The 21,823-nt window shown below is 55.7% G+C and carries 16 protein-coding genes; 4 read left to right on the forward strand and 12 right to left on the reverse strand.

Annotated elements, in window-relative coordinates; translation table 11 throughout:
* Positions 1–38 precede the first annotated feature (38 nt).
* A complete protein-coding gene (locus tag ACIQWS_RS19745) occupies positions 39–671 on the reverse strand; it encodes a LysE family translocator (RefSeq protein WP_403183300.1) in 633 nt (210 codons plus the stop codon).
* A 227-nt stretch (positions 672–898) separates the two neighbouring features.
* Here ACIQWS_RS19745 and ACIQWS_RS19750 point away from each other — a divergent pair, with 227 nt between their 5' ends.
* Positions 899–1,888: an AraC family transcriptional regulator gene (locus tag ACIQWS_RS19750; RefSeq protein WP_223614499.1), complete on the forward strand. Its 990-nt coding sequence runs from the start codon at positions 899–901 to the stop codon at positions 1,886–1,888.
* Positions 1,889–1,947: 59 nt separating this feature from the next.
* Positions 1,948–3,156, forward strand: coding sequence for an MFS transporter (locus ACIQWS_RS19755; RefSeq protein ID WP_403183305.1), 1,209 nt, complete (start codon positions 1,948–1,950; stop codon positions 3,154–3,156).
* Positions 3,157–3,295: 139 nt separating this feature from the next.
* Here ACIQWS_RS19755 and ACIQWS_RS19760 read toward each other — a convergent pair whose 3' ends face one another.
* The 6 genes from ACIQWS_RS19760 to ACIQWS_RS19785 form a co-directional block, all read right to left on the reverse strand.
* Positions 3,296–4,111 (reverse strand): SDR family NAD(P)-dependent oxidoreductase, encoded by an 816-nt coding sequence (locus ACIQWS_RS19760; protein WP_403183308.1) that lies wholly within the window; start codon positions 4,109–4,111, stop codon positions 3,296–3,298.
* The gene (locus ACIQWS_RS19765) at positions 4,098–4,580 is read right to left on the reverse strand and encodes a MarR family winged helix-turn-helix transcriptional regulator (protein ID WP_403183311.1); all 483 of its coding nucleotides are present in this window, start codon (positions 4,578–4,580) and stop codon (positions 4,098–4,100) included. Before ACIQWS_RS19765 ends, ACIQWS_RS19760 begins: the two co-directional genes overlap by 14 nt.
* 254 nt (positions 4,581–4,834) lie before the next feature.
* Positions 4,835–7,564 carry an autotransporter domain-containing protein gene (locus ACIQWS_RS19770; RefSeq protein WP_403183314.1) on the reverse strand — a complete coding sequence of 910 codons (2,730 nt, stop codon included), beginning with the start codon at positions 7,562–7,564 and terminating at the stop codon, positions 4,835–4,837.
* A gap of 436 nt (positions 7,565–8,000) precedes the next feature.
* Positions 8,001–10,019, reverse strand: coding sequence for a putative 2-aminoethylphosphonate ABC transporter permease subunit (locus ACIQWS_RS19775; RefSeq protein ID WP_403183318.1), 2,019 nt, complete (start codon positions 10,017–10,019; stop codon positions 8,001–8,003).
* Positions 10,003–11,172 (reverse strand): putative 2-aminoethylphosphonate ABC transporter ATP-binding protein, encoded by a 1,170-nt coding sequence (locus ACIQWS_RS19780; protein WP_403183674.1) that lies wholly within the window; start codon positions 11,170–11,172, stop codon positions 10,003–10,005. The genes ACIQWS_RS19775 and ACIQWS_RS19780 overlap by 17 nt, the downstream gene beginning before the upstream one ends.
* Before the next feature lie 68 nt (positions 11,173–11,240).
* Complete coding sequence (locus tag ACIQWS_RS19785) at positions 11,241–12,263, reverse strand: putative 2-aminoethylphosphonate ABC transporter substrate-binding protein (RefSeq protein ID WP_403183321.1); 1,023 nt, start codon at positions 12,261–12,263, stop codon at positions 11,241–11,243.
* A 132-nt stretch (positions 12,264–12,395) separates the two neighbouring features.
* Between ACIQWS_RS19785 and ACIQWS_RS19790 the strand changes: the two genes are divergently transcribed.
* Positions 12,396–12,560, forward strand: coding sequence for a hypothetical protein (locus ACIQWS_RS19790; RefSeq protein ID WP_403183324.1), 165 nt, complete (start codon positions 12,396–12,398; stop codon positions 12,558–12,560).
* On the opposite strand, the gene phnY is transcribed toward ACIQWS_RS19790, so the two are convergent.
* The 4 genes from phnY to ACIQWS_RS19810 form a co-directional block, all read right to left on the reverse strand.
* Positions 12,539–13,996 carry a phosphonoacetaldehyde dehydrogenase gene (gene phnY, locus ACIQWS_RS19795; RefSeq protein WP_403183326.1) on the reverse strand — a complete coding sequence of 486 codons (1,458 nt, stop codon included), beginning with the start codon at positions 13,994–13,996 and terminating at the stop codon, positions 12,539–12,541. The genes ACIQWS_RS19790 and phnY overlap by 22 nt on opposite strands.
* A gap of 18 nt (positions 13,997–14,014) precedes the next feature.
* On the reverse strand, positions 14,015–15,271 hold the full coding sequence (gene phnA, locus ACIQWS_RS19800) for a phosphonoacetate hydrolase (RefSeq protein WP_403183329.1): 1,257 nt from the start codon (positions 15,269–15,271) through the stop codon (positions 14,015–14,017).
* A gap of 27 nt (positions 15,272–15,298) precedes the next feature.
* Positions 15,299–16,498, reverse strand: coding sequence for a 2-aminoethylphosphonate--pyruvate transaminase (locus ACIQWS_RS19805; RefSeq protein WP_403183332.1), 1,200 nt, complete (start codon positions 16,496–16,498; stop codon positions 15,299–15,301).
* A gap of 153 nt (positions 16,499–16,651) precedes the next feature.
* Complete coding sequence (locus ACIQWS_RS19810) at positions 16,652–18,322, reverse strand: Na/Pi cotransporter family protein (RefSeq protein WP_403183338.1); 1,671 nt, start codon at positions 18,320–18,322, stop codon at positions 16,652–16,654.
* A 146-nt stretch (positions 18,323–18,468) separates the two neighbouring features.
* Between ACIQWS_RS19810 and ACIQWS_RS19815 the strand changes: the two genes are divergently transcribed.
* Positions 18,469–19,341, forward strand: coding sequence for a LysR substrate-binding domain-containing protein (locus tag ACIQWS_RS19815; RefSeq protein ID WP_403183677.1), 873 nt, complete (start codon positions 18,469–18,471; stop codon positions 19,339–19,341).
* Here the strand turns inward: ACIQWS_RS19815 and ACIQWS_RS19820 are convergent.
* The gene (locus ACIQWS_RS19820) at positions 19,338–21,815 is read right to left on the reverse strand and encodes an FAD-dependent oxidoreductase (RefSeq protein ID WP_403183341.1); all 2,478 of its coding nucleotides are present in this window, start codon (positions 21,813–21,815) and stop codon (positions 19,338–19,340) included. The genes ACIQWS_RS19815 and ACIQWS_RS19820 overlap by 4 nt on opposite strands.
* Between the last annotated feature and the right edge of the window lie 8 nt (positions 21,816–21,823).

Below are 21,823 nucleotides of genomic sequence, written 5' to 3' on the forward strand. Positions count from 1 at the left end.
GAAACAATATTGGATCTGCGCGTTCAGTTCCTTCAGATCTATTTTTGTGCTTCCGTGGCCATTCGAATAGCTAGGCCGGCCAAAACAGTTCCCATAAGATGGCGCTGAACCGTCATCCAAAATGGACGATTGGCAAGAAATGCTGCGATCGAACCAGCCGTAACCGCGATCATGGCATTGACAGTCAAGCTTATGGCAATTTGCGTAAAACCGAAGCTGATTGACTGCAAGAACACGCTTCCAAGCTCCGGCTTTACGAACTGTGGTAAGAGAGACAGATACAGAACCGCCGCCTTGGGATTGAGGAGATTGGTTACAAAACCCATGACAAACAGTTTCTGTGGTGTGTCCTTTGGCAGTTCTCGGACAACGAATGCCGAGCGTCCACCCGGCTTGAGGGCGTTCCAGGCAAGCCAACCGAGATAAATTGCTCCGCCAAATTTCAAAACCTCGTAGGCAAACGGCACCGCAAATACGAGTGCCGTAATGCCAAGAGCAGCGGAAAGCATGTAAAAAACAAATCCCAGCGCCACACCCCCAAGGGAAATCAGTCCCGCTTTCGGGCCCTGGCAGATTGATCGGGATATGAGGTAAATCATATTGGGGCCAGGGGTACAAACCATACCAAAGGCAATTAATCCGAATGCAAGCAGGCTCGTTACTTCAGGCATTTGTCACCTTTTGAGAGTGTACGCTGCTACCCGTGTTTTGAGAGTGCTCACTACCGCTGCGGCCGCATACGCTGCAAGCATCCAATTGTCTGCATGACAAGTTTACGCGCTGGAGATAGGGCAAGGGCTATGGGTAAACCTTGCCTTGTGAATAGTGACTGGAAAGGCGGTTGTTTAGAGCAACCACCCCACTTGCCTGCCGGACGTTCAGCATATATATTAGACAAATGCCTGATAATTCGTCCCGACCATCTTCACCGCCACATATCCCGATGGATGCGCTAAGCGAAGTCCTGCAGGACTTTCGTTTGAGCGGCGTCAATTATGGCCGCTGCGAGCTCCGGCATCCATGGAGCATCGCCTTTCCGCAACAACCGCTGCTTCGTTTTCACTTTGTCAGCCAGGGCCCGTGTTGGATCCACACCGAAGTGCAGGGCTGGCAGGAGTTGCGCGATGGCGACCTGGTGCTGCTGCCGCAAGGCATCGCCCATCGGCTGGCCAGCGCGCCGGATGTTGTGGGCGATTCGCTCAAGGGTTGCCACGTGACCAAGCTGGGAAGCAACGTCAGCGAAGTGGTGCGGGAGGGAACGGGGGCAACCAGTACCCTTTTCTGCGGCTCGATGGCGCTGGGTGCCTGTGCGCTCAACCCCTTGATCACTTTGATGCCGCCGATCATCAAGGGCTGCGACGTGGCCGGCAACGACCCGATCGTCGGTCCCTTGCTCGCGGCAATGACGGTCGAGGCCGCGCAACCGCAGATGGGCAGCGCCACCATCCTGTCGCGGATGGCGGACCTGCTGACCGCCCGGCTCATCCGCTGCTGGGTCAATTGCACCGGAGCCCCGACCACCGGCTGGCTCGCCGCCATCCGCGACCCCCATATCGGCCGCGTCCTGGCGGCCATGCACCGAGACCCCGGCCATAACTGGACCCTCGAAAGCCTCGCCGCCCTTGCAGGGCAATCGCGTTCGATTTTCGCCGAGCGTTTCAGCGCTGTTTTGGGAGAAGGCGCGGCGCGCTATCTCGCCCGTCTTCGTATGCAACTTGCCCGCGAATTGTTGGGGCAAAACGGCATGTCGGTTGCCGAGGTCGCCACTCGTTTGGGCTATGAGTCCGAAGCATCGTTCGCGCGCGCGTTCAAGCGTATCACCAGCGTCTCGCCCGGCGTTGTGCGCCGCACCATTTCCGGACGAACGGACATGCATTTCGGATTTTAGGATACATATCATCCGAGCGGACTCGTTTATGAAGATCTCCAAACCTTGGAGATACTTCAATGACAGACACAACATTACAACTTGAAGGCACCGCGATAGATCTTGATGCCGCTCCGCCAGTCGCGTGGAGCCCGGCCACCTGGTTCGCGGTTCTTTCAATGGCGGCTGCCAGCTTTGCGCTGGTGTCAGCCGAATTTCTGCCGGCAGGCCTGTTGACACCGATGGCGCGCGATCTCGGGATCAGCGAGGGAACGGCCGGGCAGGTCGTCACTGCCACCGCTTCCGTCGGCGCCGTCACGGCCATGTTGAGCAATGTTCTGATCGGCCGACTGAACCGCAAGACAGTGCTGGTTGGTCTCAGCGCCTTGGCGATCGGTTCCAATATTCTTGCGGCGGTAGCGACCGATTTCTGGCTATTGTTGCTGGGTCGGGCCGGGCTGGGCATCGCCCTCAGCGCTTTCTGGGCACTTTCCGTTGCCGTCGTAGCGCGGCTGGTTGGCGCCAACGCCACTGGCCGGGGCATGGCGATCGTTACCCTTGGCGTCTCGCTCGCCACCATTGCCGCACCGTCGATGGGTGCATTGATCAGCGATTGGCTGGGCTGGCGCAGCGCCATGGCTGTGACAGCGGGACTGGCCGCGGTTGCCATGGTGTTGCAATTTCTCAGCCTACCGACCCTGCCTGCCACCACGAGCAACAGTCTTGCCGACGTCTTTCGGCTGACACGGCGGCGTGGCATTCAACTCGGCATGCTGGCTATTCTTTTGCTCATGACCGGGCATTTTGCCGGCTCGGTCTATGTGCGCCCCTTCCTCGAACAGGTCACGCACCTTGGAACCGGACCGATTGCCCTGGCGCTGCTCGGGTTTGGTATCGCCGCCGTGATCGGCAACGTTGTTGGTGGCCGCATGGCCGACGCCAATATCCACACGGCTCTCATGGCTACCGCCGCCTTGATGGGGCTTGCAGCCCTGGCTTTGGTACTATGGGGTGTGCACATTGGCGTTGCCTTCGGTTTCGTCACCTTGTGGGGGCTCGCCTTCGGCATGGCGCCCGTGGTGCTGCCGACCAACCTGTCCCGTGCCGCGCCTGACGCTCTGGAAGCAGCAGGCAGCCTGATGGTCACCTCTTTCCAGGTCGCCATCACGATTGGCGCGGTTGTCGGCGGCTATGTGGTGGACACCTATGGCGCTACAGGCCCCTTGACCCTTACCGCCATCCTTGCTGCGTCGACGGTCGTTCTGGCGCTGCTACAGCCCCGCAGCTAATCTTTGTTGCTGGGCGTGGTTGATAAAGAAACCAGGAGTCATCACAGGGTTGCAGATGCGGCACTCACGCCGCATCTGCAGAGCGCGGCGTACGGCCTTGGCATTTTTTCGGATAGCATCGCGGGCCTATAGTGCCGGTTTAACCCGCGAGAAAACCGCCATCCGTGCAGAGGATATGGCCGACAACATAATCAGCCTCACTTGACAGCAGCCAGCAAACCGCCGCCGCAACTTCCTCGGGATGGCCCATGCGCCGCAGGGGCAGGCTGGCCGCGACCTGACGCATATCCGCAATACCGGACGCCAGCATCATATCTGTCACCACGCGCCCCGGAGCGACGCCATTGATCCGCACGCCCTGCGGTGCATATTCCATGGCAGCCGAACGCGTTATGGAAATGGCGGCCGCTTTCGATGCAGAATACAGCGACAGTCCAGGATTGGGATTGCGTAGTCCGCTGACGCTTGTGTTGTTGACAATCGTCCCGCCACCAGAGGCCAGAAGCGCCGGTATTTGATGGCGCATACAATGAAATATAGCCCGCACATTGGTGTCAAATACCTGACTATAGACAGCATCCGTCTGGTCAGCCAAGGAAGCTCGCTTCTCCTGAAACCCGGCATTGTTGAAAACCGCGTCAAGTCTCCCGAAGCGTTGCAGAAGCGTTCCGACCAGTTGCTCGACCTCCGCTTCACAGGCAACATCTGCCGTAACAAAGAGTGCCTCAGCGCCGATGGTCTCAAGTTCGGTGGCAACGTTTTGCCCGATAGCCTGCCTGCGACCCGCAATGACGACCGCCGATGCACCCTCGCGAGCCATTCGAAGCGCAGCAGCGCGGCCGATGCCAGTTGCACCTCCCGTGACCAGACATACTTTGCCTGCCAGCTTGCCGCCCGGCTTCCATTGTGGAACGGGTCCTGCCAGAATTACCGGATCGACATCATTCAACGCCATACTCCTTGTCTCCAGATTTATTTTCTGTTCGGCTGGCCTGCAGGGCGCAGGCATAGGAATCCAAGCTTTCCGGCAAATTACGACCTGCCTCGACGCCCATCCTCGTCAGCGCTTCCATCACCTGATGCCGTGCAAACGCATCGACCCGCTGCAGCGTCGATACCCCTTGCGGGGTGAGCGACAAAGGCTTTACACGCGCATCGTCATTGCTGATTTCCTCTGCTAATTCACCGGCTTTGACCAGCTTGCGCACCATTCTGCTCACCGTGGATTTTTCCAGGATGAGGACAGCACTGAGATCGGAAGCCGTCATGGACCCGCGTGCGCCGATTTCAACCAACGCATGTACCGCAGAAGGCGGCAGATCAGTTGCCGCCAGTGTTGGCCGCAGGAAGCCAAGCTCCCGTACAAGTCGGCGAGAGGCATCGCGAATCCGGGCAATATGAGATTCATCGTTGCTAGCAGCCATACTGCGTCGCCCTTAATAGTTGTGTGATACAACTATATGGGAATTCTGTATCGCTGAAAAGGGGCCACATAATAGAAACTTAGGATGAGCGCCTAAAAAGAGCCGACCTGTTGTCACCTGTTTCAAACAGCGGGCAATTCGGCCAACCAAATGTGTAATCACACACTGCAAGCCATGGAGCAACGGGAAGCAATCGGTGGCCAGACGTCTGAAACGGTCAGCACGAGCCCTTCAAACAACGGGACATCACCCTGTCAGAACTTGAACGAAATATCGGCCTTGAACGCATTGTCCTGCGCCTTGCTGGCAAACTGACCGGAATAAGAAATGCCAATCGTTGCCTGTGGTGAAAGCTTGAAATCGAGACCCGCTTCAAGCACCAGCGCGTCTTTGGCAATGGCGACGCCGGAAATATCAAAGGCAGCGCTACCGGTAAACGCAAGATTCGAATGGGGTACGGTGTCACCGAACGCATGACGCCAACCCAGCATGCCACGCGCAGCCGTTGTTACATTGCCCAACATGAAGTCCGAAGAGGCCCTGACGCCCAGCGTCGTGAATGTGTCATCCGTATCCGTCTTGCTGCCGATAAGAGCCGCTGCTCCGCCGGTTTCAGCAAAGGCGTCGTGCTTGAAATTGACATAGGCCAGATTGACGAAAGGCTCAAAGGCAACACGATTGGTATCAATTCGATAACCGAGCTCGCCGAATACCTGTGCTGTGTGCGCATTGAATTTGGCAGATGTATCGTCTGAGAAACCGGGGAAAACGACAGACCGGTGGATATTGATATCGTGCCACGTATAGCTCGCACCTGCCCTAAAACCAAGATTACCCCATTGCGAGCCGCCATATACGCCGAGGTGATAATTGTCGCTGTCACCTGAAGAATTTCGATCATCCACTTTAAAGGAGGTGTGACTATACCCAGCAAGCAGACCAAGGCGCCAGTTGTCAGCGATTTGGGTATCTGCTCCGATCAGAAAGCCACCGGTCGTGCTCTCAAGACTCGCGGCGTGTCCGTTGCTTTCGCCTGAACCCCAATTGCCGAACCCTGTGCCCCATACGCTAAATTGATCCGTCACCGAGGGTGCAAGTTTGGATCCGTCATCCCCATAGGCCATAATCGGGACCGCTACCGCTGCGACACCGCTAAAAGAACCACGGATTCTGTTGATTGCCGCATCTCGGATGAAGCGACTATCTTCCAAAAGAACGGTTATTGCAGAGGCATAAATTTCGCCGGACAGCGCATCAAAGGCTTTCCGTGCAGATGCTGCATCCAAGATGAGAAGTGTGTTGTACAGCGCAAGTGCATTGCCGCTTTGCGGCAGAGTGTTAAGAGCGCCAGCAGTTGCTATTTGATGCGGAGTGGTGGCCGCTATGGGGAACGGACCTCCGCCCGTCGTTGAGGATTGCTTGACCGCTATTGTGAGATCGACAGCTTTTGCAGTGTTCGCGAGCGTTGCATCCAGAAAGACGGAATTGGTCAAGACATTTGAATCGAATGTACCGCCAACGCCGCCTTGCGCGGTGAGAATCCTATAGGTCTGGCCTGTGTGATAGTTCGTTGCAGGATCAAGCGCGTGAACCGAAACCGTTCCGCCCTGCAGCGTTGCAATCCCTGTTGCCGCGATGAGATCCGAAGTACCGGCTGAGGTGATCTCCACGTTGTAGACCGAACCGCTGGCAAGGGTTACATCTCCAGCAATGTTGAGTGCACCGACCGAATTGCCAGGCGCAATCACAGCACCTGAGGCAATTGTTGTGGTTCCGACGGTTCCTGTGCCTGAAAGCGTAGCGCTATTGAGCACCTGAACGGTTCCGATCAGAGCACCGTTGACAGAAAGAACACCTGTCTGAACGGTTGTCCCACCGGTATAAGTATTGTTTCCGGACAGGGTGAGTTTGCCTGTGCCCGTCTTTACCAGAGATGCTCCGGTACCGCCGCCGGTACCCCCATCCTGAATAATGCCGGAGACCTCCGTCGATAGATTATTCGCGCCGACTGTTAGTGCAGTCCCGCCAAGGAAGAATCGGCCGCTACCTTCAAGAGAACCCGCCGTGTTTGTGGCAGGACCATTGGAAAAATCGACGAGCCCGGTACTGTTGGCAATCAACCGCGCATTGCCACCGGTGCTGTTCGTAAAGAAAACGGTTTGGCCGCCTGCGTTGGAAGTAATTGTTGCGTTGCCAGCCGATCCGCTGTCATCAAAGAGCGTTCGACCACCGCTGTTGTTGGTAATGACAGCGCTTCCAGCTGAGCTGGTACCGCGAATAAGTGTCAGACCGGTATTGTTGTTTGTGATCGTGGCATTGCCGGCAGTACTGGCGTCGAAGAATGTCACTCGTCCATTGTTGGCGTTGATCAGAGACGCGCTACCGGCGGTGCTGCTGTCATCGAATTCCGTATTGCCTCCGTTGTTGGAAATATTGGCAGTGCCTGCAGTACTTGAATTGATGAAAGCGGTTGTACCACCAAGGGTGTTCGTTATGACCGCATTGTCTGCTGAGCTGGTGTCACCGAATAACAATGCACCGCCATTGTTGGTTATGATGGCATGCCCTGCGATGCTGTTGCTGAAGAAATCCGTGCGGCCATCGACATTGTTGAAAATGGAGGCACTGGCTGCCGTGCTCATACCGAAGAAGAGGGTCTGTCCCCCATCGCCATTTGTAATGGTCGCGCTGCCTGCATTGCTGGCGCCGGAAAATAGTGTGAGCCCGCCAAGGTTGGCAATATTTGCATTCTCGGCAGTACTGTCATTTGTGAAGTCCGTTTCGCCGCCAGTAAGGTTTGCAATGGTAGCTGTGCCGCCTTGGCTTGTGTCCTGAAACGTTGTGAGATCGCCAGAATTGTTGACTATTGCGGTATTGCCGGCAGAACTGTTGCCCGAATACGTCGTATTGCCGGCGAAGGCTGTTCCAGCAAGCAGTGCCATTGTAAGCGCTGTCGATGCACTTGTAGCTTTATACAGGGCCATGGCAGTCATTTCCCTCTCGATTTACACCGAGCGCAACTGGGCGAGTACGGGGTTATTTCACGATGTCCTGCCCCTCCGCCCGAATGTGCGGGCAACCTCACCTAGACCCTCGATCACATACTGAGAGCGGACGACTTCCAAGATACCAAACCGCGATCCGCCCCAGCGCGCCCAACCGGACGCGCATTCAGTACAACCGATCCATGCTCTTCACGTGTAGATGGATGATAGACTTAGTTGGCGGAATTCACGGACGCCCAGTTTCAAACTGCTACCTAGAATGGCTAATGACCGCCATCCCAATGGCGGGCCATTGCAGGAAGCTGGCACATTGCCTGGAAGACAAATGCGCCCAATGACTGAGATGGGCCATTCAAGCCATGTAGCTGGCTGCGTTGCCCGCATTACTAACTATAGCTCGCTCGCTTCGGCATTATCAGCCTCGGCTGCGCCATGCCTGGGTCCGGACGAGCACAGCACGAGACAATCCTGCGTGAACAAGACGTGCCAGCACATTGGTGTAAAAAATCATCATGCCCATGGCTGCCGCTGGTGCGATATCACCGGCGTCATCCATGTTGAGCACCGCAACGGAGGCCAGCGCCGTATCGGCGGAATAGATGAAAACCACAGCTGAAACGGTGGTCATCGCATTGACGAAGAGATAGATCGAAATGTCGAGAATAGCCGGCAGACAAACTGGAACGGTCACCCGGGCGAACAGCTTGTAGAAAGGCTGTTTCAACGAAGCGGCGACAGATTCAAACTCCTGATCGATCTGCTTGAGAGCCGTGAGAGCCGTCAGATGCCCCACCGTGTAGAAGTGGGTAATGGTGCAAACAACCAGAATAGTCATTGTGCCATAGATCGAATGCAGTGGGTTGGCAGGATTGTTGAAGAAGAAAATATAGGCAAGTCCCAGCACCAGACCCGGAACAGCCATGGGCAGCATTGCCAGGAAATGGAAAATGGCGCGGCCTTTCCAGAACCCTTCCGTCTTTTCCACCATATAGGCGCCGGTGAAAACGATAATGGTTCCGAATATCGCTGTCAGCCCAGCTAACTGAATGGAGTTCTTATAGGAGCCCCAGCCACCGCCATCCATATGGTTAAAGGCAAAATTCTTCAGGCTGAGACTGAGATCGTAAGGCCAGAACTTGACCAGTGCCGCCAGTTGGCAGACCAGCAATATTCCGATGATGAAGGCAGCCACCAATGCACACCAGACGAGGCAAAGGCGGTCGAACCGCCGGTTCGGCTTCGGCTCATAGGGAACGGATCGTGCCGAAAGCAGCGCGACCTGCTTCTTCTGCACCAGACGATCGACAACAAACGCGGCAAGTGCCGGCACAAGCAGGATCACCGAGACAACAGCGCCCATTTCAAAATTCTGCTGGCCGATGACCTGCTTGTAAATATCGACCGCCAGGACATTGTACTGGCCACCGATCACCTTCGGCAGGCCAAAATCCGTGATTGCCAGCGTGAACACAACGAAAGCCGCTGAGATGAGCCCATAACGTGCTCCCGGTATCGTGACGGTCCAGAAGGTACGCCAGCGGCTGGCACGCAATGACGCCGCAGCCTCGTAATGGCGCTGGTCGGAAATGGCGAGCGCCGTTGAAATAATGATCAGCGCGTGCGGAAACGTGAAGAAAACGGAACCAACAACGATGCCCAGCGGTCCATAGATGGATGCACCGAACAGCACATCCCGGATCATACCCTGATTGCCGAAGAGATAGATCAAGGCAATGCCGGGCAAAAGCGAAGGCACAAGGATTGGCGCCATTGCGATCATACGGAACACACCCTTGTATCGCATGCAACTGCGGTTCATCGCATAGGCAAAGCCAAAGGCGATACCGACTGTCAAAACAGTGCTGATAACAGCTATGAACAATGAATTCTGGATGGACCGGAACAGCGTCGGTGTGGAAAAATAGCTGACATAATTATCGAAACCGGTGGACCGTGACGATCTCAGCGCAACACGGCGAAAGGTGTTGGAATCCACCTCCTGCCATTGAGTGCCCCGATGCAGGTCTGAGCCGATCAGATAGGTCGTATCATCCGTGGTGCCGCGTAGTCGGTATTTTACCGGGCTGCGGAAGCTGAAGTCTGGAAAGAAGCTGGTCGCGGCGAGCCTGCCATCGGCGTTCGTTGCAAGCTTATCTGGCGAGAGAACCGAAAGCCTGTCGTTCAGCACAGCTGCGGTGGTGGCTTGACTGAAATTACCGGCCGCATCGCTCACCTGAAACTCGTACCGGGTCAGGTCAAAACTATAGGTGGAGAACGATTTCGATAGCATTACATAAAGCGGCGCAGCCAGTGCAACGATCAGATATAGCGAAATAACGATCATCAAGCCGCGTTTGACCAGATCATCTGCGTCCAACTGAAGTCTTGGTGTCTTGTGAGGAAGCGGCATGAGCAAATCAGTGACTGCTGCCATGGTGGCCTCCGTTCGGAAACACCAGAAGACGGTCGGCAGGCAGCTCCACCGTCAAAGCCCCACCTTCAGCAAGGCCAAGACGCCGGGCAGCATTGATCGAGAAGTCCGCGATGAGAACCTCGTCACCAAGCCTTTCACCGCGCAAACGGGTCCGCCAGAAGGAACCGAGAAACTCCATCTTGCCAATGATGACGTCGATGAGATTCGCCGTGTCGCCCGATTTGGATCCTGGCTCGTATGGAATGACATCTTCCGGGCGTATCGCCACAATAACGGGTTCATTCACACCGAAAGCGTGCTGACGACAATTCAGGTGACCGTTGCCGAAAGCTACATCATGCCTGTCTGTTGCCCGTGCCTGCAACTTGTTGGTCTCGCCAATAAAATCGGCAACGAACAAAGTGCGAGGATGCCGATAAACTTCGGTTGGCGTGCCAACCTGTTCGATGATGCCATGGTTCATGACAACGATGCGATCCGCCATCGATAGCGCTTCTTCCTGGTCATGCGTGACCATGATGGTTGTGACGCCAAGCTTGCGCTGCAATTCCTTGATCTCGTGGCGCAAATGCACGCGTACCTTCGCGTCCAGCGCCGAGAGTGGTTCGTCAAGCAGCAATAGGCCGGGGGAAATGGCTATAGCCCGGGCGAGAGCGATGCGCTGTTGCTGACCGCCGGACAACTGCGCCGGATATTTACTGGCTTGATCCTGAAGGCCGACCAAGAGGAGCAGTTCTTTTACCCGGTCTTCGATTTCGCGCCGCGACCGCTTGGCATTCTCAAGCCCGAAGGCAATATTCTTGGCAATGGTCAGATTGGGAAACAGGGCATAGGATTGAAACACAATGCCGTAATCCCGTTTTGACGGAGGCAGCGTGGAGATATCCTTGCCGCCCTGCTGAATAGTTCCCCGGCTTTGCAAATCGAGTCCGGCAATTGCCCGCAAAAGCGTGGTTTTCCCGCAGCCGGACGGTCCAAGGAAACAAACGAACTCACCTTCCTTGATATCAAGCGAGACGTCTTTCAACGCATGAAATTCGCCAAATGCTTTCCACAAATTCGAGATTTGTAAATACGCCGGGTCACTGGATGGTGTCATTGGGCGCACCTCCGTGGGCGTTGCCGCAGAGCGAGCAAGAGTTTCATGTCTCATGGGGGCACCTCGCAAGGATTGATAAAGGGTGCCGCCTGAGCGGCACCCGGTTCAAATGCTGAAGGCCCTCAGCTTTTCGGTTCCGATTTGGAATCGTAGCGTGTGTTCCACTCCTTGAGGATCGCGTTGCGGTTGGTCGCAGCCCACTCAAAGTCATTCTTGATCATCTTCGAGGCGACATCCGTCGGCAGGTTCTCGACAGGCTTGGCAATACCCGGCATTGCCAATACGGCATAGCCGACATTGTACATCTCATTGGCCTTCTTGCTGATCGACCAGTCCATCAGCACCTTGGCTGCCTCTAGCTTGGGTGTACCGGCAATAATAGCACCAGCTTCCGCTTCCCAGCCCGAGCCTTCTTCCGGGAAGATGATATCGATGGGGGCTCCGGCAGACTTTGCCTTGGCACCGGGAAATTCAAAGGAGACACCAATGACAGTCTCTCCAGCGCCAGCCATCTTGCACGGCTTCGAACCGGAATGGGTGTAGCTCGAAATATTCTTGTGCAGCCCGTCCATAAAGGACCAGGCATCCTTTTCACCGAACATCTGCAGCCAAGCCGAAACATCAAGGAAGCCTGTACCAGAAGAGGCCGGATTTGGCATCACGACATGGTCTTTGTACTCGGGCTTGGTCAGATCTTTCCAGCTTTTTGGCGGTGTCAGACCGAGCTTCTTACCTTCAACCGTGTTATAGCAGATCGCCGCCACATAGGCATCCATCCCCACCCAGCTTGGCGGTGTGGAATTATCGACGAATTTTGGATCAAGCTTTTCGACACCGGCGGGGGCATAAGGCTCCAGCATGCCTTCGCTCTTCAGCATCAGCAGTGAAGATGCCGCGACACCCCAGACCACGTCAGCTTGCGGATTGTTCTTTTCGGCAAGAAGTTTGGCCGTCATGACACCCGTGGAATCGCGCACCCAGTTGATCTTGATATCCGGATGATCGGCATTGAACGTGTCGGCATAGCGCTGCAGATCAACCGCCTCGAAGGCGGTGTAAACGGTCAATTGAGTCTCGGCATAGGCTGCCGATGACAGAAGCGTAAGGGCAAAGGCGGCAAGCGCCACAGATTTGTGCGTGTTCATGACTTGGTTCCCACTTTTTAAAGGTCGGCTTATGCGCTTTTTTGCTTGGGAAAGGTTCGCCGCCGTCAACCGAGAAATGTCTCATCTTGCCAGAACGCGCCCAGTCCATACGTTGATAGTGAGGAACACCCTTTGATAAGTAAAATCTATTTATCTGATATTATTATTGAAAAAATCGATGATGCGACTGACAATGGAAGCAAAGAAAATCCAGCATTTACAAATGAAAAGAGAGCGCATTGCGCCCTCTTTTCGCGTCAAAAACAATGGTTCATTCAGGCCCAGGGCAATGAATAGGTCTTGATATTCGTGTAACTCTTCATGGCCTCGGAAACGCCTTCCTTATAGCCATTCCCGGAATCCTTGATGCCACCGAAGGGAGACATTTCAATCCGATAGCCCGGGACTTCCCAGATATTGACTGTGCCGACCTGAAGACCCGCAATGTATTTCTGCATGCGGCGGAAATCATTGGTGCATACGCCCGACGATAGGCCAAAGGCCGTGGAATTGGACAGCGCTATCAAAGCATCGTCGTCATCCGGAGCGCGGATAATCGGGATGATTGGACCGAAGGTTTCCTCCATGACAAGTTCGGAAGCATGAGGCACATGATCGACAACAATCGGCGGCAGCAAGGCACCTTGCCGGCCGGGATTGTAGAGGATATCGGCACCCTGCTCGGCCGCCACGTGCACGCGATCTTCAAAGAGGGCTGCGGCTCTTTCATGAACCACGGTTCCAAGATCCGTCGAACGATCCATCGGATCACCGAAGCGCAGTTTCTTCGCCCGTTCCAGCACCAGCGGCACGAACCGGTCAGCAACCTTCTCCTGACACAGGATGCGCTTGACCGCAGTGCACCGTTGGCCGGAGTTCTTGGTCGCGCCGGCAACTGCAAGATCAGCGGCTTTGGCAAGATCATCATCACTCAGATCATTGAGGATGATGAGCGGATCGTTGCCTCCAAGTTCCAGTACGGCGCGCTTATAGCCCGCTGTAGTGGCAATCATCTTGCCGACAGGAACGCCGCCGGTGAAGGTGATGAGCTCAATGTTCGGATTGGTGATCATCTCCAGGCCGATATCCGCCGGCCACCCGGTGACAACGGACAGCATTTCCGGTGGCAAACCGGCTTCGTAGAGAATATCGGCCAGCACGAGGGCGGTCATCGGCGTCAGTTCCGTTGGCTTGCAGACAACGCAATTGTTGGTGGCGATAGCCGGAGCAATCTTGTGCGATACCATGTTGAGCGGATGATTGAAGGGCGTGATCGCCGAGATTGCCTTCAACGGCTCACGCATGGTGAAGATTTTCCGCGCCTTGCCGTGCGGGGTCAGATCACAGGAAAAAATCTGACCATCATCCTGAATGCACATCTGCGCCGACAGAGTAAATACATCATAAGCCCGGCCCACCTCGTAGAGTGAATCGGCTTTGGAGATACCCAGCTCCAGTGTGATCAGATTGGCGATCTCTTCCCTGCGGCTGGCAAGCGCTTCGGCGGTGCGAAACAATATCTGCTGACGTTCATAACGCGTCAGCTTCGGCGTGTAATTCGCAGCGATCTGGAAAGCTTGCCGCGCATGCTCCGTGCGGCCAGCTGGAACGGTACCCACCACTGCACCGGTATAGGGGTAGTGGACCTCAATCACACCGTCTGCGTCGACCTTCCGCCCTGCAATGCGCATCGGCTCGTGCCGTACTTTAAACTCTGCTTCCACCTTGACCATGATCCTGTTTCCCCGCGGCTATGCCAAGGCCGCGGCCATGGCGGCATAATGGAAGGCGTCGAAATTGCGCAGTTCCGGAGCACTAGGCAGATCAGGCAATTTGCGGTTGACGATGAAGGGCACTACCTGCTCGGTCAGACCACCATGCGAACGCAATGGCTCGTTCAATGCCGCAAGGTCATGACGGTGTTCGCTGGTGCCGAGCGTCTTGTTTTCCGTGGAAAGAAAGACAATGTCACCAATCCGGTCATTGGGCAGTTCGAAACGCTCGCATGCTGCAGCATTGTCGAGTACCACATCAATGCCTTCAATCTTCGCCAAACGCGCCATGATATCGGCTTGATCGGCTCCGTCCGGCAGATACGCGGTGGCGAACGAACCCAGTGCGCCGTGATGCACGACATAGGGGTCGGTGATCGGCAGAATGACGCGAGCCGCATCCTTGCCCAGCCAATCGTCGAGCAGATCCTGAACGTAGATAACGTCCGGCGATCCGTCCGCCTTATGCTTGGGCTTCATGCCATGGTCAGCCGTAACGACAATCGCCGCACCCAAGGCGTCAAGTTCAGCCAGGTATTTGTCGAACATCTCGTAGAATGCATTGGCTTCGGGAACACCCGGCGCATACTTATGCTGTACGTAGTCCGTGGTGGTCAGGTACATCACATCAGGTTTGAAGGTCTTCAGCAGCTTGACACCGGCCGCAAACACAAACTCCGACAATTCCGCCGAATAGACCTCCGGGACAGGTCTGCCCAGCCATGCCGACGCATTGTCGATACCGTGCTCTGCCTTGGTTGATTTGTCGGACTTTTCTGACGAGAAGCAGATTGCGCGATCCTCATCGAACGCCAGACCATGGCCGAGCAAGGCACGCAGCTTATCCTTCGCCGTGACGACAGCCACGCGTGCACCGGCATCGTAATAGGCTTTGAAGATGGTCGGCGCGCGCAGGAAGCGCGGATCGTTCATCATCACTTCCTTGCCCGTCTCGCGCTCATAGAGATAATTGCCGCAAATGCCGTGCACAGATGGCGGGCGCCCGGTGGCAATCGACATGTTGTTGGGGTTGGTAAAGCTCGGGATGACGCTATGGGCCATGCGAACAGTGCCCTTCTCCTTGATTTTGACCAGAGCCGGCATCAGCCCCGCTTTGATCGCCTCATCGAGATAAGCGGGCTCGCAACCGTCGAGGCAGATTGCGATGGCCGTCACGCGCGGCCAAGCATAATTGCGGCCGTTGACGCTGACATTGACGGGGGACATCTGGTTCATCGGAATAATCCTTGTTTGTGAAGCGGTTCAGGCGGCAAGTTTGGCGCGTTCGGCGATAGCAGCGGCAGGAGGCGCCGCCGTATCAACACCCATCTCGCGCAGGGATTCTCTGGCAGCCTTGACGACGCGGCGCATGACGTGTTCGTCCATGCGCCCGATGCAGCCAACACGGAAGCTGTCCACGACGGTCAATTTGCCGGGATAAATGATAAAGCCCTTGTCTTTCATCAGTTCGTAGAAGCGATCGAACGAAAAGTCCGGGTGGGCAGGATTGAAGAAGGTGACGATGATCGGCGAGAGCCAGCGGTCCTTGAGCAGGGTTTCAAAGCCGAGTTCGCGCATTCCTGCGACCATCACATCGCGGTTGTTTGCGTAGCGCGCACCGCGGCCGGCAACACCACCTTCCACTTCGTGCTGGCGCAGCGCTACCAGAAAGGCTGCAACCACGTGCGTCGGCGGCGTATAGCGCCATTGTCCGGTCTTGATCAGATGTGCCCACTGCGCATGTACATCGAGGCTCAGTGAATGGCTGCGTCCCTTGGCGGCTTCCAGTTCGCTCTTGCGGGCAATGATGAAGCCGAAGCCAGGTACACCTTCGATGCATTTGTTGGCAGAAGAGACCATGGCCTCATAGCGGATTTCGTTCACATCAAGCGAAATCGCACCGAATGCACTCATCGAGTCGATCAGCAGTTTGCGCCCCTTGGCGTAGACAGTCTCCGAAATCTCGTGCACCGGATTAAGGATGCCGGAGCTGGTCTCGCAGTGGACGATGATCACATGGGTAATGGCGGGATCGGCGTCGAGCGCAGCCGCAACCTCAATTCCGCGTGGGGGCATGTAGTCGCCCTTGTCGATCACGGTATGGGCCCGGCCAAGATAGTTCAGCGTTTGCGCAATACGTTGGCCATACGCTCCATTGACGAGAACAAGCGTTTTACTATCCCGCGGCAGAAAACTGCCCAGCATGGCCTCAACGGCGAATGTGCCGCTTCCCTGCATAGGAACACAGTCAAAGTCATCATTTTTGTCGCCGGTCAGCGCGAGAAGGCGGCGACGCATTTCTGCAGTCATGGCGCGAAAATCACCATCCCACGAACCCCAGTCACGCAGCATCGCCTGCTTGACAGTATAGGAGGTAGTGAGCGGGCCGGGTGTCAGAAGATATGGCTCGCCAAGCTCTGGCGTATCGAATGGGGTTACCGCTGTAGTCTGGTTTCCGGTCAACATTGTCATTCCTCCTGACTGACATGAAGTGCTCTTGTCCATCATCTCCCATGGATACGATATATATGTAAAATCGTTATTTTGTATCTATGTATAAATATAATCGATACACCGCGCATGAATTGAGATAACCCAGTACGGCATGGAAACTGGTCAGGCGGGTTGAGCCAGCCGGCTTTCCAGCAGATGGCCATTCTGGGTCAGGATCGGATACGCCGCCGAGGCAAATAGAGAATTGATCTCTTTGAACGCCCGTACTGCTTCCAGATGAATATCGCTGGTTTCGATGCTCTCCTGCGCACCGGATTGCAAGCGATGCAAATGCCGTTCGTGACTTTGGCGCTCGAGCTTGCGCATCCGCTCTTTTTCTATGACGAGTTGCCGCGCTGAAACCACATCGCCCGAAACCAGTACATTCATTGCCAGTTGCATATTGATGAGGACGCGCTCGTGAATTGCAGTCAATTCCGACCAGCCGGCCTTTGAAAAATGTAAATCCTTCTCATTTTTTTCCAGCGCAAGAACCAGAAGATTCTTGGCGATAATATCTCCGGCCCGTTCGAGGTTGATGCAGAAATCAATCAACTCGATGCCCCGCTGCGCTTCCAGCGCGGTCATGATTCCACGGTTGATTTCGGCGATATAGAGCTTGATGTCGGTGTGAGCGCGATTCACCTTGATGTACAATTTTTGTGCCTGTTCGATCTGTGCCTTTGTACCGGCGTCAAGGAGTTTCATCACCGGCTGCAACATGATCTCAACCACCTCGCCCATATGCAAAACCTCACGCGTTGCACTTGCCAAGGCCAAACCCGCAGTCCGAATGACTGTCCTGTCTAGCGCGCTTATGCGCTGCGAGGTCAGGTCATTCACATCGCTTTTCTGAGGCGCAATATCGGGAAGCATTAACAAAACAAGCCGTTCGACAAGCCCGGTCAATGGAAGACAGAAAACAAGCAAACCAAGATTGAATGCCAGATGAAAATTAACGAGCTGGCGCGCCTGGTTCGTCCCAAGCAGATCAAGGGGGACAGCCATCATATGCAGTATTATCAGCACAATCACAGCGGCGATGCTGCGAAATATGAGATTGCCAAGGGGCAATCTCCGGGCTTCCAAGCCCTGACCGCGTGTTAGCCAAAACCCGATCAAACCTCCACCAAGGTTGGCGCCCAGTATAAAGACGAATCCTACCTCCGTGGGCAAAAGACCCTGCATCGCAAATGTAACAAACAAGAGGATTGCCGCAACGCTGGAATGGATCAGCCAGGTGAAAAGCGCTGCCACGAAAAATGCTGTCAGATAATCCTCCTTGAGATAGCCTATCGCTACTGGCAAAAATTCGCTGTGCCGCAAGGGCGCAGTTGCCTCAGCAATCATATGCAACGACAAAAGAATGAATGCTATTCCAAGCAGAATGCGCCCTATTTGAATAATCAACCGCGACTCAAACTTGAGAAAGAGGGTTCCACCGGCCAGCAACAAGACTGGAATCATCCAGCTGAGATCAAAGGACAGTATCTGTACCACCATTGCCGAACCAAGATCGGCTCCGAGCAGGACCGCAAGTCCCATCGAGACCACCAGAACGCCGCTGGCGGCAAAGCCGGACGCAAGAACGGCGACCGCTGTTGAACTTTGCAGCACCACCGCAAGCGCTGCGCCCGCTGCGGCGGCCTTGACCTTACTGTTCCTTGTGCCACGCAGTGCTTCACGCAAACTGGATTCAAAAGCGCGCTCAACGCCGGTTCGAACCATACGGACAGCCCACAGCAGCAGCATCGTTGCACCGGAAAGATGAAGAAGGACTAGTGAAAACTGCATAACAACGGCTCCCTCCGGAACCGTGCAAGAGGCGACTGATCCCATTACAGACTCAATTGAGCCTGCACATAAATCAAATCGTTAGTTTCGATATTTATATTAACAAAACTTATGATAAGTTCGCGCTGAACTGCTTGGGAGATATTATGCGCTACGTTCAGCTTCGTGCCTTTCACCATGTGGCAATCTACGGCGGGTTTTCCCGTGCAGCCGAGATGCTGTTCCTGACCCAGCCGGCGATTTCCGATCAGGTGCGCAAGCTCGAAGAAGAATATGACATCCTGCTGTTCAATCGGAACAAGAAGCAGGTGAGCCTGACGGAAGCCGGGCAACGGCTTCTGGAAATAACTCACCGCATGTTCGATACCGAGCAGCAGGCACTGGAACTTCTTTCAGAATCTCGCGCCCTGCGCGCAGGGACGTTGCGGATCGTCGCCGATGCGGCGCACCATCTCCTGCATATTCTCGGCACATTTCGCGAGAGATATCCAGGCATTCAGGTTTCCGTGCGCGCAGGAAATACCGAGACTGTGATCAGCAGCCTCTATAGCTATGAGGCCGATATTGGCGTGCTGGGTGAGATCCCTACCGGGCGTGATTTTGAAATACTCAAGCTCAATTCAACCCCCATCGTCGCCTTTGTCTCCACCGAACATCCGCTCGCCGCAGCAAAATCACTGACGCTGGAAGAGCTGACACATTTCCCGTTGGTCATGCGCGAGCGCGGCTCGAAAACCCGGCAAAAATTGCAGGAGCGCGCTGCCAGCATGGGCTTTGACCTCAAGCCAGCCATCGAGGCGGAAGGCCGCGAGGCCGTCCGTGAAATCGTTGCATCCGGCGCTGGCGTTGGCTTTGTGTCATCCGCCGAGTTTGGTAAGGATAATCGTCTTGTGCAGATTCCCATCGCCGGGCCGGACGTGCTGATGGACGAAGCACTCATCTGCCTGCGCGAGCGCAGCGCAGGCAAACTGGTGCGTGTCTTTCTCGACATCGCCAAGTCACTGGGACCGGCAGCCTAAGCGGCTGCCTGTACCGTCACGATATCGGCCTTCACCCGGTCAGACTTTGGATCATAGGGACTGCGCATATGCGCTGTCGCCGGGTAAAGTTCGCCCGCCAGATCGATCGAGAAGCTTCCGCTTTCGATGAACTCCTTGCTGACACCATCCGGATGTTCGATCAATCCAAGCGCCACTGAACGGCCAAGCGTATGGCCATAGGCGCCCGAGCGAACCTCGCCAACCGGTTTGCCATCGCGCAATATCAGCTCACCGCCCCAAAGCATCGGGACGCTATGATCTACCGTAAACTGCACAATGCGCCGGCGTAGCACGCCGCCTTCCCTTGCCTTGACCAGCGCGTCCTTCCCGATGAAGCCGCCAGGCTTGTGCAAGGCGACAGCAAAGCTAAGACCGGCTTCGAAAGGATTGATGTCAGGCGTTAGCTCGCGACTCCAGGCACGGAAGCCCTTCTCAAGGCGCAGTGCTTCAAGTGCATAGTAACCCACATCGATGAGCCCCAGTTCGCGCCCGGCTTCGTGCAATGTCTCGTAAACACCAACGGCAAATTCCGTTGGCACGATGAGTTCCCAGCCGAGTTCACCAACATAGGTCATACGGTTGGCGTAGGCTGTGGCATAGCCGATGTCGATTTCGCGGATCGTCGCGAAGGGAAAGCCCGCGTTCGACAAATCCGCTGATGTGACTTTACTGAGAACAGCGCGGGAGTTTGGGCCCATCAGCGCAAGAACGGAGTAAGAGGAGGTAACATCCGTGAGACAGGCATGCGAACCTTCCGGCGTATTCCTGCGGATCCAGTCAGCGTCGTGCACCGCCTGAGCCGAGCCCGTCACGATGAGGAATTTATCGGCAGCAAGCCGCATCACCGTCAAATCAGTTTCATAACCGCCGCGTTCGTTCAGCATGCCGGTATAGACCGAGCGGCCAATTTCTACATCGACGTCGGCGGCGCAAATGCGGTTGAGGACAACGCATGCGTCCCGTCCCTGTACCAACAGTTTTGCGAAAGACGTCTGGTCAAAAAGCGCCACTGTTTCGCGGGTCGCCTTCATTTCGCGCTTCACCGCCTCATGCCAGTTCTGACGACCAAAGGCATATTGTGTTTGCGGTTCTTCATCCGCCGCGGCGAACCAGTTTGCCCGTTCCCAGCCCATTTTAGAACCAAAGCACGCACCTTTGGCAGCAAGACGGTCATAAAGCGGCGAGCGGCGGAAGGGACGTGCTGTATCCAACTCCCGGTTCGGCCAGGGCATGGCGTAGTGCAGACCAAGCGTCTCCTTGACCCGGTCATGCAGCCATCGCGGATTGTTGTTGAACGAGGCAAAACGGCGAATATCGACCGGCCACAAATCCATGGTTGGGGCGCCATTGACGATCCATTCGGCCAGTGCCCTGCCCGCGCCGCCGGCACTGGCAATGCCCATCGAATTGAAACCTGCGCCAACAAAGAAATTCTTCAATTCCGGCGCTTCGCCAAGAATGAAGTTGTTATCGGGCGTAAAGCTCTCGGGGCCGTTGTAGAACTTGCGCACTTCCGCATGTTCCAGCTGCGGCACCCGGATCAGCGCATTCTGCATCAGTATTTCGAACTGATCCCAGTTGTCGGGCAGCAATGCGAATTCAAAGTTCTCCGGAATGCCACTCATTCCCCATGGCTTGGCCTCCGGCTCAAACCCGCCCATGACAAGACCGCCGACTTCTTCCTTGAAATAGATGAAACCATCGGGATCGCGCAGTACTGGAAGATCGGGATGAACGCCGTCGATCTTTCCGGTCACGATATACATGTGCTCAGCGGAATGCAGCGGAACAGACACACCGCACATCAGACCAACCTGCCGGGCCCATTGGCCCGCACAGTTCACCACGACGTCAGCAGCAATATTGCCTTGATCGGTCTCAACCCCACAGGCAACGCCGTTTTTGACGGTGATACCAGAGACCTTGACACGCTCGATGACACGCGCACCGCGATTGCGGGCTCCCTTGGCAAGCGACTGCGTCAGATCGGTGGGATTGGCCTTGCCGTCGCCAGGCAGCCAGACAGCGCCAACCAGATCGTCCGATGCCATGACAGGCCAGATATCCGCGGCTTCCCTTGGTGAAACGACATCCACGTCAACACCCTGAGCACGCGCCGAGGCGGCGGTACGCTTCAGGACAGTCATGCGGTCCTGCGTACGGGCAACGGCAAGTGAGCCGCAGTTCTTCCAGCCGGTTGCAAGCCCGGTTTCAGCCTCCAGTTCGCTGTAGAGTTTGGTCGAATATTTGATCAGGCCTGTCATGTTGGCATGGCTGCGAAGCTGCCCGACAAGGCCTGCTGCGTGCCACGTGGTGCCTCCACTGAGCTGGCCCTGCTCCAGGAGAACCACATCGGTCCAGCCAAGCTTGGTCAGGTGATAGGCGACAGAACAACCGATAATGCCCCCACCGATGATGACTACACGTGCCTGTGTTGGAAATGCTTTCGTCATGACGATCC

The sequence above is a fragment of the Phyllobacterium sp. NPDC097923 genome (assembly GCF_044760925.1).
GTDB lineage: Bacteria > Pseudomonadota > Alphaproteobacteria > Rhizobiales > Rhizobiaceae > Phyllobacterium > Phyllobacterium calauticae.

What these genes read in the sequence shown, in the direction of transcription:
- ACIQWS_RS19745 (WP_403183300.1), bottom strand. Translation starts at nt 671, where the DNA reads ATGCCTGAAGTAACGAGCCTGCTTGCATTCGGATTAATTGCCTTTGGT.
- ACIQWS_RS19750 (WP_223614499.1), top strand. Translation starts at nt 899, where the DNA reads ATGCCTGATAATTCGTCCCGACCATCTTCACCGCCACATATCCCGATG.
- ACIQWS_RS19755 (WP_403183305.1), top strand. Translation starts at nt 1,948, where the DNA reads ATGACAGACACAACATTACAACTTGAAGGCACCGCGATAGATCTTGAT.
- ACIQWS_RS19760 (WP_403183308.1), bottom strand. Translation starts at nt 4,111, where the DNA reads ATGGCGTTGAATGATGTCGATCCGGTAATTCTGGCAGGACCCGTTCCA.
- ACIQWS_RS19765 (WP_403183311.1), bottom strand. Translation starts at nt 4,580, where the DNA reads ATGGCTGCTAGCAACGATGAATCTCATATTGCCCGGATTCGCGATGCC.
- ACIQWS_RS19770 (WP_403183314.1), bottom strand. Translation starts at nt 7,564, where the DNA reads ATGGCCCTGTATAAAGCTACAAGTGCATCGACAGCGCTTACAATGGCA.
- ACIQWS_RS19775 (WP_403183318.1), bottom strand. Translation starts at nt 10,019, where the DNA reads ATGGCAGCAGTCACTGATTTGCTCATGCCGCTTCCTCACAAGACACCA.
- ACIQWS_RS19780 (WP_403183674.1), bottom strand. Translation starts at nt 11,172, where the DNA reads ATGAGACATGAAACTCTTGCTCGCTCTGCGGCAACGCCCACGGAGGTG.
- ACIQWS_RS19785 (WP_403183321.1), bottom strand. Translation starts at nt 12,263, where the DNA reads ATGAACACGCACAAATCTGTGGCGCTTGCCGCCTTTGCCCTTACGCTT.
- phnY (WP_403183326.1), bottom strand. Translation starts at nt 13,996, where the DNA reads ATGGTCAAGGTGGAAGCAGAGTTTAAAGTACGGCACGAGCCGATGCGC.
- phnA (WP_403183329.1), bottom strand. Translation starts at nt 15,271, where the DNA reads ATGAACCAGATGTCCCCCGTCAATGTCAGCGTCAACGGCCGCAATTAT.
- ACIQWS_RS19810 (WP_403183338.1), bottom strand. Translation starts at nt 18,322, where the DNA reads ATGCAGTTTTCACTAGTCCTTCTTCATCTTTCCGGTGCAACGATGCTG.
- ACIQWS_RS19815 (WP_403183677.1), top strand. Translation starts at nt 18,469, where the DNA reads ATGCGCTACGTTCAGCTTCGTGCCTTTCACCATGTGGCAATCTACGGC.
- ACIQWS_RS19820 (WP_403183341.1), bottom strand. Translation starts at nt 21,815, where the DNA reads ATGACGAAAGCATTTCCAACACAGGCACGTGTAGTCATCATCGGTGGG.